Origin of the sequence: Shewanella piezotolerans WP3, from assembly GCF_000014885.1 — a bacterium.
GTDB classification, from domain to species: Bacteria; Pseudomonadota; Gammaproteobacteria; order Enterobacterales; family Shewanellaceae; genus Shewanella; species Shewanella piezotolerans.
This window is the reverse complement of record NC_011566.1, coordinates 875,895-888,292: the sequence shown is the minus strand read 5'-3', so window position 1 is coordinate 888,292 and position 12,398 is coordinate 875,895. Positions and strand designations below refer to the sequence as shown.

Here is a 12,398-nt window from a genome sequence, read left to right as displayed (position 1 = left end):
TGAATGCGTTACCCACTTTATTTAGTGAGTTTAAACTTAGTAAGATCAACAGCTCCTAATACAATTTTTATAACAAGTGGCCTCTAGTACTCGAAAGTAACGCCTGTAAGCTTGTGTCAATGTGAGGCCAATCACAAATAATGCAACCATTCAAAAATAAATCACCACTAACGCCTTGGTTACATTGACTGTAAAATGGCAAAAACACAGCCTAAATATTTACAAATAGCAAAAAAAACAGCCGTAACGCATATTTACATAAATTGAAAAGTATCCAAGTAAACCTTGTTTATTCAATAACCTAAACTTCCCGATTACTCAGCATTCTTATTCAGTTAATGACTTAAGTATTTTTGACGGAAAGTAACTGACTGCGGGCCTGCTTGTTTTGTGACCTGTATCACTTTGCAACAAATCTCCTCTCATTCATGTTGCCATTAGCAAATAGTGATACTCTATATTCTCATTTGTTAATTTTGTAATCATAAGTCGATATCAATCTATGCATTATTTATTGGCGCTAATCTTAAGCATTAGCTTCTTAACAACCACAGCCCATGCTAGCAACAGCAGTGAGGGTTGCGATAACAACAGCGACTGCATTGAAGTGGGTCGTTGGGATATCGGTATTGCACTTGGTTATGGTGAAAAGTCCAACCCTCTCAAAGACTTTGATGATATTCCTCTTTATGCCATTCCTACTATTGCTTACTATGGCGACCAATGGTTTTTTGATAATGGTAATATCGGTTACACTCTCACCGAAGGCGAGAATTACACCGTTAACCTAGTGGGAACTTTTAGTACAGACCGCGCATTCTTCTATCGCTGGGATCCTTCTAATATTTTTCTACTAAAAGGTAATAGTGTCGAACGTGCAACGACAAATGGCCCTTCAATAATGGCCACTAACAGCGAGCCGGAAATCGATACAAGTGAATTAACAAATAGAAACTTTACTTATCTTGGCGGAGCAGAGGCTTTTCTTTACACAAGATTTGGTATAGTGAAAGCCTCTGTTGCACACGATCTTTTTAATGTGCATAACGGAACAGAAGCTCAGCTAAAATGGCTTTATAATATTCCGCTAGATAGCTGGAATTTTGAATTTTCAGCTGTGTTAGACTGGAAGAGTGAACAAGTCGTTGACTATTACTACGGTATCAGGCCGAGCGAAAGCCCCTATTGGAGCGAGATATACCAAGCCGAGTCTGCTTTGAATCAAAGTATCGAATTTACAGGACAATATGTGTTAACTGAGAATTGGAATTTACTGCTTGTTGCCCGCTATACCGACATTGCCGATGCAATTGTTGATAGTCCATTAGTCGAGAAAGATTACACAACTACCTATTTTGTAGGCGCAGCATACAGGTTTTAATATCAGTGCTATCGCTAACTAAAAAATTATCTATTCCCTTACTTTTCTGCTCCATGTTGAGCGGCTATGCTGTCGCCGATGAAGGTGAAGATGAGCCGTTGGCAGCAACTCTAAGCCTATCTCCTGAGATCTGTATTACTAGCGCAGATGAAGAAACCTGCAATACTGAAGTTGTACTGGGGTGGGAATTGTTACGCGAACGTCCTATTTGCATTCTTTCTGATTACAAAGAACTAAAAAAATGGTGCAACAGTTCACCAGATGTTAACTCTTTAGCGGTGAATATCAGTGCAAACAAAGATATTCAGTTTGTCATGATAGACAAAGATACCCACGAGACACTTGCAGGTGTAAAATTAAAAGTTACCCAAGCTTCGTCACCTCAGGTTAGGCGACGCTACCGCAACCCATGGAGTTTATTCTAATGACCAACTCTCAATCTACGCATAGAGTCCTACTCGTAGAAGATGACATTCGTCTGGCCAACTTGATCGTAGATTACTTAAAGTCGCATGGAATGCACGTCGAAGTCGAACGTCGCGGAGACACAGTCTTAACCCGTCTCATCAACTATAAACCTGACATCATCCTGTTAGACATTATGTTGCCTGGTATGGATGGTTTAACGCTCTGTGAGAAGCTACCCGATTACTTTGCTGGCCCTATCTTATTGATGAGTGCATTAGGTTCAAACGAAGACCAAATTAAAGGCCTAGAGCTAGGGGCTGATGATTATGTGGTTAAACCGGTCGACCCAGCACTGTTAGTTGCCAGAATTAATAATCTGCTGCGTCGCCAGGCTAAGCCGCCGCAGGTTGAATCTCACTGCTTAAGCTTTGGTAAACTAAGTATCGATCCTCACACTCAAGCCATTCGCTTGGGCGAGACCGAAGTTGATCTTACCAGCCATGAATTTGAACTATTGTGGTTACTCGCTTCGCAAGCAGGCCAAGTCATGAGCCGCCAGTATATCTATCAATATTTGCTAAATATCGACTTTGACGGTAAAGATAGAAAGATAGATGTGCGTATTTCGCGTTTAAGAAAGAAACTCGGTGACAACATAGAAACACCTTTTAGGATCAAAACAGTTTGGGGACAGGGATATCTATTCGCACCGGAAGCATGGAATAACTAACTTTCAAGTTAGTCACAAATGAAGCGTCTATTTTTAAGCTTATATTTATTGTTAAGCCTTGGCTTTCTGGGTATAGGTTGGACGCTAGATAGTCTTTGGAAAAAGAATGTCGATCAAGAAGGTGCGCTAGACGCACCTTTAGTTGCTTTAGCGCAAGTGCTGAGCAAACTCCCCCATGCTCAACGACATGAGATGCTAAAAAGCATCAATACTAACCCCAAATTCCCGCTAGCATTACTCGATGCCGATCAAGTTGCATTCTCAGAAGATCAAATGGTGCAAACCAATGCCGTGATCGCCACCCCATATGACATCAACCATGAGCTACAATTTATTGCGGTAGGCGAGCAGATCTTAATGGCAGGGCCGATAGAGCTCGACCCTGACGCAAGTTTACGGGGTCTTTATAATATATTCTTTTATTTGTCCTTAGCTTTTGTAGCCCTTATCTGGGTCTGGCCACTATCTAAAGATTTGAAAACACTGCGCAATGCAACCAAAGAGTTTGGTCAAGCCAAATGGAATACCCGCATTAAGCTGACTAAGCGCTCACAAGTATTACCGCTAGCGACAACGTTTAATGATATGGCAGCACACATAAGTGCATTGATTGAAAACCAAAAACACCTTTCAAATGCAGTGTCTCATGAAATACGAACGCCGCTTGCCCGTCTTAAATTCGCCCTAGCATTGATCCCACAATATTGCCTACCGAAGTCAGATCCTCAACGTCGCCAAGCCTTTCTCGATGAGATGCAACTCGATATCAAGGAGATGGAAAACCTGCTGCAAGAGCTACTTACCTACGCAAGCTTAGAGAGCCAAAGAGAAGGGCTACAGTTTGAACGTTGTGAGTTAAACAGTCTCGCAAAACAAACTATCAGTCGTCTGCAAACACATCATTCAACGCCTATAGAGTTAATTGAAACAGATATAGCCGTACAGGTTATGGCAGAACCATCATTAATTGAGCGTGCTTTACAGAATCTAATTACCAATGCCCAGCGATTTTGCGTCGACAAAATCGCCGTTGAAATAAGTGTGCAAGCTGAACAGGTTCTATTATCGGTAACTGATGATGGTGAAGGGATTTTGCAGCAGGATCAGCTCAAAATTTTTGAACCCTTTTATCGCAGTGAAACCAGCACTAATGGTAATAAGGGCCATGGTTTAGGGTTAGCCATTATCAAGCGAATAATGGAGCGACATCAAGGCAGAGTTACACTAGAGAGTCAGCCAGGTTTTACCCAATTCACGCTAATTTGGCATAAGCCATAGCGCCAGCAATGGACTCAAGTCGTAATCCACTAGTCTAATTTAAAATCTTTTGAATCGAATGTCTCAGCGGTGTGTTCTTGAAAATCTAAACTCGGGTTTACCTTCGCTCTCTCTTCAACCAGCTGTGCCTTTCTAGCTTTTAGCATTGCAAGTTGGCGGCGACGCTTACGCTGCTTACACAGCCTAATGACATCAAATTTTTGCGCATCAGAAAACTCGAGCCACTTGAACCGTTCGTCTCGATTACGTAAACATCCTTTACAATATCCCCTAGCATCACTTTGGCAAACACCAATACAGGGACTGGGGATTTCAAAAAACTCTAACTGTTCCATACCCTAAACATATACTATGTAAGGATTAATACCAATTCCATTAGCTACATTAGCACTGCCTATCTAACTAAAATGACTATACTTAACCTTTAACCAAATACATTCATCGCACTAAGTAATCCAAAGTTGTAGGCTAGTAGGACAAAGGCGTTGCCACCTAAAATGAGAGGTTCGAGAATGAACAGACTAAAACGTATTCTATTCACCTGCGCAATATCAATACCGCTATTAGCTCAGCTTGGCTGCAGCTCTACCCCAAAAAATGATTACGACCTCAACTATAATTTTGCTCCGCTAAAGAGTTTTAGCCAGATTAATCCAACACAAACGGCCGATCCTTTAAGTGCCGCTAGAATACAGCACTTGATTGCAACAGCTCTTACAACTCAGGGCTTTGTTCAACAAGATGATAATGCTGACTTTCTAGTCACTTATGGATTTAGAGTTGATGATAAGCCGAAGGATTCCGGTTTTTCAATTGGCCTAGGCGCGGGCTCATGGGGCAGTTCAAGTGGTGGCAGTATCGGCACCACTGTCGATGTACCTGTAGGCAGTGATACGGCTAATATTCAAACTATTCAGATTGATATTCTCGACCCACAGACAAAGCTACTTATTTGGCGAGGTAGCGATAAATTTAGCTTCGATGATGGCGGGAAAGAGAAAGCGCAAGAAACCAATGCAACAGTCAGCAAGATTTTGGCTCAATTCCCACCACAGAAAAAGCAGTAAGCGTAAACCCGCTGCCATTCAGGCACAAAAAAGGACGCCAAAGCGTCCTTTTTTCTTCACCATAGGTGGAGATTAGTGAGCGTGTGCAGCGCTTGCTTCTGCAGTAGAGTCGGCTTTTTCAATATCTAATAGCTCAACTTCAAATACTAACGTTGAATTAGCAGGGATCGTTGCAGTATCACGATCGCCATATGCTAAGTTAGCAGGAATAACGAACTTGTACTTAGAACCCACAGACATTAGCTGTACGCCTTCAGTCCAACCAGGAATAACACGATTAAGTGGGAATGTTGCAGGCTCGCCGCGCGCCACTGAGCTATCGAACTCAGTTCCGTCAGTTAGTGTACCAACATAATGGACTTTAACAGTGTCAGCAGCTACAGGCTTCTCACCAGTACCTTCAGTGAGTACTTCGTACTGTAAACCAGACTCAGTCGTCGTCACGCCTTCTTTGGCTTTGTTTGTTTCCAAATAAGCAGTGCTTTCAGCTAAGCTCTTTTCTGCAAGAATTGCAGCTTGTGCTTGGCGCTTCTCATTTAGCTTTTCATCAAGGCTCTGCAATACTGTCTGCATCTCTTCTTGAGTAAGCTTAAGCTCGCTATTCAAGCCTTCGCTGAAACCTGTCACGATAAGGTCTCTGTCTACTGCTAAGCCAAGCTCTTCTTGTTCTTTAATGTGACCAGCCATGTATGTGCCAATTGACGCACCAACGCTGTAAGCTTCTTTTTGCGCTTCGGTTTTCAATTCGACTGCGGCCGGAGCAGCAACAGCTTCTTGCTCTTGATTGCACGCAGTAAGGCCAACAACGGCCAAAGCCACTAGTGAATATTTATAAAGAGATTTCATTTAAAGCTTCCTCAGCATCTACACGTGGTTACTATAACCTTTACTTTTATTAGGCGAACCACTTTATACTAGTTAAATAGGTTATTCCAATCTGATTAAACAAAAGCGGCACGGCTGTGATTAAAGCCACTTTTCCAATACAGATTAATATATTACATACTTTAGCTGTCTTTAGCCTGAATGACTGACACACTAGTATGAACAAAGATTCATTAAGAAGACAACAAAGGGCAAAGCAAGTTCATCGTATATTGATTACAATTGTTACTTAAACTGCTTTTGTTTACTTTTAGCTTACTGTTAGCAGACAACCTTCGCTTATTGCGCAATATTGTTCAACAAGTTGCAAGCGCGGCTATCCCCAAACATTGCAAGGCGTTGTATACTCCAGCGCTAATTAAGATCGTCATAAGCAAGTACATTGAGTACTTGCCAATCCATCAGAGGTTAACGTGGATAACATAGAACACCGAGTTGAAGAGCTAGAGATGAAGTTGGCATTCCAAGATGGCACTATCGAAGAGCTCAACCAGCAAGTCATAAAACTAAACGATGTCGTCGCACTACAACAAGAGCAGCTGCGTTTATTATTGAACAAACTTCAGTCTGTTGAGCCAAGTAATATGGCGTCCCAAGCTGACGAAACGCCACCGCCACATTATTAAATACACGAAGTTAACCAGCGAAGTTTTCTGTTCAGCAGTAGCCCTTGCTATATTTAAGTGACAAAGGGGTTATTTGCATTCATCTTCGGTTCAGATTCGATATGGTATATATAGCGGTATATAGATGAAGTTTGTAAGTTTATATTAATTTGCATGTCTGAATTCTTTTATCATTTATAATGCATTTTAGCGCTCACATCTATTTTCCAAACAAGCAAACAAGGAAGCCAATGCTAGTAGCAGACATTACCGAGGCGTTAGCATGAAAAGTATCTTGCTGCTAACGACTATGATGCTAAGCCTCAGTGGGTGTGCATTTAATAGCGTATTCATCAACTATCCGTCCCAAATTGCACCGGTAAAAGCGCAACTTAATTCTGCAACGCCGCAACAAGCTGCAAAAATTGTTGAGTCTGAAATAACCAGCGCCGATGGTTTACTGTATGCGCAAGAGGCAGGACGTTCGGCTCAGATAGCTGGTGACTTTGAGGCCAGTAAATCCTTTTATCAAGATGCCGTTAATGCCTACCGAGTGTTTGATGATAAAGCAAAGCTCAGCCTAACTGATGCTGGAGCCACCGCAACCAGTATATTCATCAATGATAATGTGATCCCATACCGTGGCCCAGGTTATGAGAGGGTAATGCTGCATCAATACCAAGCACTTAACTATCTCTTCAGTGGTGATGCTGAGGGAGCATTAGTCGAGGTGCGTCGCAGTAATGAACTACAGAGCTCTGAACAGGCTCGTTATCAAAAGTCCAATAAATCTGTGCAAGCAATGGCAAATGGCACCATCGATGCTGAAGTCAATAAACTTGGCAAGGCCGCTGGCAGTACCACCAGTTCATTTTTAAATGCCTATAGTTATTACACTACAGGCATGTTGCACGAGGTCTTAGGTGAACCCAATGATGCCTATATTGATTACCGAAAAGCAGCACAGATTTCACCGAATAATCCATACTTGCAAAGAGACTTAGTCAGATTAGCTAAGCAGCTTTCAATGCCACAGTATGACGAATTTAAAAAACGTTGGGGTGACGCCGTACTTCCGAAAAAAGATGAAGGACAAGTTATCATCATGCTCGAGCGAGGATTTGTACCGGAGAAACAAAGTCTCACAGTGCCTTTTACCATTCATGGTAATTGGCAAACCGCTTCGCTGGCGACATACTTCCCAACCAAGCAATCGGTCAAGCCTGGTCGCATACAAGGACTTGGGACAGTGCTTATTGCAGCGCCTATTGCCAATATAGATTCATTGGCCATCACCGCGCTCAAAGAGGATCTTCCTGCTGCATTAGTCAGACAAGCTGCCCGAGTATATGCCAAGTCTGAAATGGCACGCAGTGTTGAAAGTGATAGCAAACGTCGAAATAATCAAACTGATTACGCCTCAATTGCTATGCAGATTTTTAACGTTATATCAGAGCAAGCCGATAGGCGCAGTTGGCTGACCTTGCCTGAGCAAGCACAAATTGCCCGAAGTTATGTTAAGGCTGGCAGCTATTCGGTTAAGCTCGACAATGCTGTAGCAAATACGATTAAAGTTGAAACTGGCCGCACCACACTTATATGGGCCATTGATACTGGCAATTACACCCGTTTTTATTCAATAATCATTTAGCAATCACTTGTATGGAATTTACTATGAAACATTTAAAAGTTATTTTTATTCTCGCGGCAGTTATTGGCTTGTCTGCGTGTCAGTCAAAAGTTGAGTACGGTGATGCCACTGAAGTGGAAACCGTCAATGAGAACTTCGGTTCAACTGACCTACAAGCTATTTCAGCTAAAATGGTCGATAGCATGCTGACCTTTCCACCCGTTGTAGCGATTACCGCTAACGACCGTCCAATCATCTTTGTTGATAAGATTAAAAACAAAACCTCTGAGCATATCGATACAGAATCTGTCACAGATTCAATCAGCAACAAGCTGCTTCGTTCTGGCAAATTCCGCTTCATTGACATGACCAAAGTTGACTCTGTTCGTAAGCAGTTAGATTACCAGAACAATTCAGGCATGGTTGACCCATCAACGGCGATAAGCTTTGGTCGTCAAATAGGTGCACAGTACATGCTATACGGCAACCTATCTAGCATTGTGAAGCAAGATGGCAGCACTAAAGATGTTTACTACAAGATGACTATGCGTTTGATGGATCTAGAAACTGGCCTGATTGAATGGTCTGATGAAAAAGAGATCCGCAAAGTTAAGTCTAAATCGTTCTTAGGAATGTAATATAAGTCAGCACTCGCTAACTAAGTAATTAAAGCCAGCATCTCGCTGGCTTTTTTATTTAAACTTCTGCACATCGAAGAAATAAGGTACCGTATGCAACTTATCCAATTCGCCTATTAGAAGGACGCTGTTTTGAAGCTGTTTTATACTGTACTGGTTGCTCTACTCTCTATCGTGCTAAGTGCATGCAACTCGACACCACGAGAGCCTATATCAGCTCGAGACGGTACAGCATACATTAGCCAACAGTCAGCCATGCAGCGCTCTGCTAGGATCTCGGATGTAAAATATGATTTAGCCTTTAGCTTAACCGGCGAAAGTCGATTTTCAGCATCCACGATTGTTAACTTCAACCTAAGTGACACAAGCAAAGCACTCACACTCGATCTAAACCAAGCTACCATTAGCCATTTTAGTATTAATGGTAAAAAGGTGTACCCAAACTACAACGGCAGTTATATCACTTTAAACCCGGGCTTATTGAGTACAGGTAATAACACCGTTGAAGTGCAATTTAGTCGAGAGCACAGCACCAACGGCGAAGGATTGCATCGCTTTGTCGATCCAATCGATGGCAAGGTTTATCTATATTCTCATTTTGAACCTGCTGCAGCGCAGCAGATGTTTGCCGTGTTTGACCAACCAGATCTAAAAGCAAACTTTACGCTCTCTGTCACAGCACCAAAAGCGTGGACTGTCATTAGTGCTATGCGTGAGTCCTCAATTACTGAGCTTGGGGATACTCGCCAATGGCAATTCCCGCAATCTCCTAAGTTGAGTCCTTACAACTTCTCAATGCATGCAGGCCCTTACCAGCAGTGGGCCGATAATAGTGGCCCCTATCCGCTTCGCTTATTTGCGCGTCAATCTGTCGCAGATCAAGTCACACCTCAAGACTGGTTTACTTATACTCAACAAGGGCTTGAGTTTTTCGACAGTTATTTCGGCATCCCTTATCCATTTAAAAAATACGACCAAGTATTAGTACCAGACTTCCTTTATGGTGCCATGGAAAATGCTGCAGCAATCACCTTTAGCGAAAGTCGTTTTCTGTTCAATAGCGAAATGACTGCCGCGCAGAAACAGCGTTTAGCCGGTGTCATCATGCATGAAATGGCTCACCAATGGTTTGGTAACTTGGTCACAATGAAGTGGTGGAACGGCCTATGGCTCAATGAAAGCTTCGCTTCATTTATGGGGACTTTGGCTACTGCTGAGGCCACAGAGTTTAGCCATGCATGGCGTACTTTTTATGCCAATAACAAGCAAAGTGCTTACCACTTAGATAGCCAAACTAGCACTCACCCTATCGAAGTCCCCGTTGCGAGTAGCCAAAATGCCTTTGATAATATAGATGCGATCACCTACTCAAAAGGTGCCTCAGCACTAAAGCAACTAAACCATTTGTTAGGCGAGAAAGCTTTTCAGAAAGGTGTGCAAGATTACCTACAGCAATACAGCTATCAAAATGCCGAGCTCAATGATTTCATTAAAAGTCTAGGAAATGCAGCGAATAAAAATCTCACCACTTGGAGTCAACAATGGCTTTATGAAGCTGGGGTGAATAGCATTAAAGCCGATTTCAGCTGTGAAAATGGCCGCATTACACAGTTTAACCTGACGCAGTCAGCTCCTAATAGTGCCCTATCGACCTTGCGTGAACAACGGGTTCAAATAGGTTTATTTACTCAAGGGCGTAGCCGTCTGCATCATAATATTAGTATGCCTGTGACCTATAAAGGTGCCACGACTAAGGTCACTCGTTTAATTGGTTTACACTGCCCAGATCTTGTCTACCCTAACTATCAAGATTGGGGGTTCGTTAAGGTCAACCTTGATCCTGTATCTTTCAAGACCGCAAAACAAAATTTGCGCCTTGTGAAAGATCCATTGCTACGTTCCATGCTCTGGCAAAGCTTGTGGGATAGTGTTGAAGATGGCAGCTTATCTCTGAACGATTATATCGGTGCCGTGCTGGTCAATTTACCAGGAGAAGCAGACCAAACCATTGTAGGGCAAGTGCTTAAGAGTTTATCAAAAACTCGGAGTTATCTCGACAAGATGGATCCGAGCAATCAACGTTTTGCCAAGCAAGCCATCAGGGCCATTGAACAGATGAGCCTTCGAAAAGTAATGATAAAAAGTGATAGCAGAGACTTTCAGCGTCGCTGGTTTGAAAACTATGTCAGTTTTGCACGCAGTAAAGATGCACTCAATCATATCGATGCGCTACTCAGCGATAAAGCCAGTATCAAGGGGTTAGTGCTAGATCAAGATCTTCGCTGGTTGATGATCGCTCATTTAAATCGCTACGATCATCCAACGGCTATGTACTGGTTGCGAAAAGAGCGCGGTGTCGACAACAGTGATGCAGGACAAAAATCAGCTCTTGCAGCCGAAGTGTCTCGCCCTGACGCGCTGAAAAAACGTCAGTGGCTAACTCGCATCCAGCAACAAACAAACCTGCCTTTTTCTAAGCAGCGCAGTATCATTGAAAACCTATACCCTAGTGAACAAAAAGCACTGAGCGCAGTTACGGCGGATCAACGCCTAGCAACACTCGCTAAGCTAGACAGTGAGAAAGGGCCAGTATTTATGCGTAGTTATGCCAAATACCTTATCCCAACAAACTGCAGCTACGCCAATGAAAGCGCATTGCAAAACCTGCAAAGCAACAGTCAACTCTCTGATGGCACAGATAGAGCGCTAAAAGAGGCTATTGGACAAGAACAGAAATGTTTACTGATAAAGTCAAAGATGAGCCATTGATAAACTATAGCCTCACTATAAAGTTTCTCTAGATACCAAAAAGCCACCTTAACGGTGGCTTTCTTATTCAGTTAATCAATTAAACGAATAAGTCTTTAATATTTTTCAAATCACCTTTCCCTTCAGCTAGCTCCTCAGCTGAAAGCCCGGCAACTTCATGAGGAAACACCAACCACTCTTCAGACTCGTGAATAAAGTAATCAGGTGTTAGTGGTACAGAAGTATTTTTAGGCTTGTAGTATGGGCAAGCAATACGCACATCTTTTGGCATGTTCAAACGCATCAAGTCACTTAACTTATCTTTAAGCGCGTGAACACTGCGACCTGAATCAAACACGTCATCAACAATCAATAAACCATCGTCTGCGTTAGCATTCTCAACGATATAGTGTAAGCCATGTACTTTGATCTGCTTGCTCTGCTGGTTAATACCATAGTAAGAAGAAGTACGAACGGCAATGTGGTCAGTTTCTACTTTTTTAAAGTCAAAAAACTCTTGCACAGCAATCCCTATCGGCGCGCCACCACGCCATATACCCACAATAAATTGTGGACGAAATCCACTTTCATAAACCTGTGCTGCTAAGCGAAAAGAATCTTCTAGTAATTCTTGCGCCGTTATAAAGCGTTTATCTGACATCTGACCGTCCCCATCTTGGTATAGTTATCTTATTTTGGGTCTCAAAAATGCAGTTGCTAGCCACTATTCCAAACTCTGAAATAGGCTCTCGCTAGCGAAGTCCTAGCGCAACTGTTTAAAGTGTAGGCACCCACCCGATTTTGGAGGCGAATTTTATACTAAAAACTGCACTAATGCTGCAAAAATGGCGCAAAGTTGTGGCTTATGCCAATCAAATTGAATATGTACTCTAAAGATTGCCACCATTAAATAGATCTATATTAGTGATAGCGGTGAGCAATATACTCTTATGCTGATAGGATTCATTGCAGTATAACGAAAGCACTTCACCCGGGCCGGTGCAGTGGACACTTACCATAAAAACGGC

General features: G+C 42.5%; 12 protein-coding genes. 9 read left to right on the top strand and 3 right to left on the bottom strand.

The features are described from left to right. Positions 1–502: 502 nt before the first annotated feature. From SWP_RS03905 to SWP_RS03890, 4 genes are read left to right on the top strand one after another with little or no spacing between them, the layout of a single operon-like run. A complete protein-coding gene (locus SWP_RS03905; protein WP_020911070.1) occupies positions 503–1,381 on the top strand; it encodes a MipA/OmpV family protein in 879 nt (292 codons plus the stop codon). Positions 1,382–1,386: 5 nt separating this feature from the next. Further along, positions 1,387–1,806 (top strand): DUF3019 domain-containing protein, encoded by a 420-nt coding sequence (locus tag SWP_RS03900; protein ID WP_020911069.1) that lies wholly within the window; start codon positions 1,387–1,389, stop codon positions 1,804–1,806. Beyond that, the gene (locus tag SWP_RS03895; protein ID WP_020911068.1) at positions 1,806–2,519 is read left to right on the top strand and encodes a response regulator; all 714 of its coding nucleotides are present in this window, start codon (positions 1,806–1,808) and stop codon (positions 2,517–2,519) included. The genes SWP_RS03900 and SWP_RS03895 overlap by 1 nt, the downstream gene beginning before the upstream one ends. 18 nt (positions 2,520–2,537) lie before the next feature. Next, a complete protein-coding gene (locus tag SWP_RS03890) occupies positions 2,538–3,797 on the top strand; it encodes an ATP-binding protein (RefSeq protein ID WP_020911067.1) in 1,260 nt (419 codons plus the stop codon). A 29-nt stretch (positions 3,798–3,826) separates the two neighbouring features. Here SWP_RS03890 and SWP_RS03885 read toward each other — a convergent pair whose 3' ends face one another. After that, on the bottom strand, positions 3,827–4,132 hold the full coding sequence (locus tag SWP_RS03885; protein ID WP_020911066.1) for a DUF1289 domain-containing protein: 306 nt from the start codon (positions 4,130–4,132) through the stop codon (positions 3,827–3,829). A gap of 177 nt (positions 4,133–4,309) precedes the next feature. On the opposite strand from SWP_RS03885, the gene SWP_RS03880 reads away from it, so the two are divergent. Then, the gene (locus tag SWP_RS03880) at positions 4,310–4,864 is read left to right on the top strand and encodes a DUF4136 domain-containing protein (protein WP_020911065.1); all 555 of its coding nucleotides are present in this window, start codon (positions 4,310–4,312) and stop codon (positions 4,862–4,864) included. Positions 4,865–4,936: 72 nt separating this feature from the next. Here SWP_RS03880 and fkpA read toward each other — a convergent pair whose 3' ends face one another. Continuing rightward, positions 4,937–5,710: an FKBP-type peptidyl-prolyl cis-trans isomerase gene (fkpA, locus tag SWP_RS03875; RefSeq protein ID WP_020911064.1), complete on the bottom strand. Its 774-nt coding sequence runs from the start codon at positions 5,708–5,710 to the stop codon at positions 4,937–4,939. A gap of 452 nt (positions 5,711–6,162) precedes the next feature. On the opposite strand from fkpA, the gene SWP_RS03870 reads away from it, so the two are divergent. From SWP_RS03870 to pepN, 4 genes are all read left to right on the top strand, one after another. Further along, entirely contained in the window at positions 6,163–6,375 is a 213-nt protein-coding gene (locus tag SWP_RS03870; protein WP_020911063.1) for a SlyX family protein, read from the top strand. A gap of 262 nt (positions 6,376–6,637) precedes the next feature. Further along, on the top strand, positions 6,638–8,005 hold the full coding sequence (locus tag SWP_RS03865) for a COG3014 family protein (protein ID WP_020911062.1): 1,368 nt from the start codon (positions 6,638–6,640) through the stop codon (positions 8,003–8,005). A 23-nt stretch (positions 8,006–8,028) separates the two neighbouring features. Continuing rightward, the gene (lpoB, locus tag SWP_RS03860; RefSeq protein WP_020911061.1) at positions 8,029–8,622 is read left to right on the top strand and encodes a penicillin-binding protein activator LpoB; all 594 of its coding nucleotides are present in this window, start codon (positions 8,029–8,031) and stop codon (positions 8,620–8,622) included. Positions 8,623–8,754: 132 nt separating this feature from the next. Continuing rightward, positions 8,755–11,391 (top strand): aminopeptidase N, encoded by a 2,637-nt coding sequence (gene pepN, locus SWP_RS03855; protein WP_020911060.1) that lies wholly within the window; start codon positions 8,755–8,757, stop codon positions 11,389–11,391. Positions 11,392–11,470: 79 nt separating this feature from the next. Here the strand turns inward: pepN and SWP_RS03850 are convergent, their stop codons facing one another. Continuing rightward, on the bottom strand, positions 11,471–12,031 hold the full coding sequence (locus tag SWP_RS03850) for a phosphoribosyltransferase (protein WP_020911059.1): 561 nt from the start codon (positions 12,029–12,031) through the stop codon (positions 11,471–11,473). Positions 12,032–12,398: the final 367 nt, after the last annotated feature.

What these genes read in the sequence shown, in the direction of transcription:
- SWP_RS03885 (WP_020911066.1), bottom strand. Translation starts at nt 4,132, where the DNA reads ATGGAACAGTTAGAGTTTTTTGAAATCCCCAGTCCCTGTATTGGTGTT.
- SWP_RS03850 (WP_020911059.1), bottom strand. Translation starts at nt 12,031, where the DNA reads ATGTCAGATAAACGCTTTATAACGGCGCAAGAATTACTAGAAGATTCT.
- lpoB (WP_020911061.1), top strand. Translation starts at nt 8,029, where the DNA reads ATGAAACATTTAAAAGTTATTTTTATTCTCGCGGCAGTTATTGGCTTG.
- SWP_RS03880 (WP_020911065.1), top strand. Translation starts at nt 4,310, where the DNA reads ATGAACAGACTAAAACGTATTCTATTCACCTGCGCAATATCAATACCG.
- SWP_RS03865 (WP_020911062.1), top strand. Translation starts at nt 6,638, where the DNA reads ATGAAAAGTATCTTGCTGCTAACGACTATGATGCTAAGCCTCAGTGGG.
- SWP_RS03905 (WP_020911070.1), top strand. Translation starts at nt 503, where the DNA reads ATGCATTATTTATTGGCGCTAATCTTAAGCATTAGCTTCTTAACAACC.
- SWP_RS03895 (WP_020911068.1), top strand. Translation starts at nt 1,806, where the DNA reads ATGACCAACTCTCAATCTACGCATAGAGTCCTACTCGTAGAAGATGAC.
- SWP_RS03890 (WP_020911067.1), top strand. Translation starts at nt 2,538, where the DNA reads ATGAAGCGTCTATTTTTAAGCTTATATTTATTGTTAAGCCTTGGCTTT.
- fkpA (WP_020911064.1), bottom strand. Translation starts at nt 5,710, where the DNA reads ATGAAATCTCTTTATAAATATTCACTAGTGGCTTTGGCCGTTGTTGGC.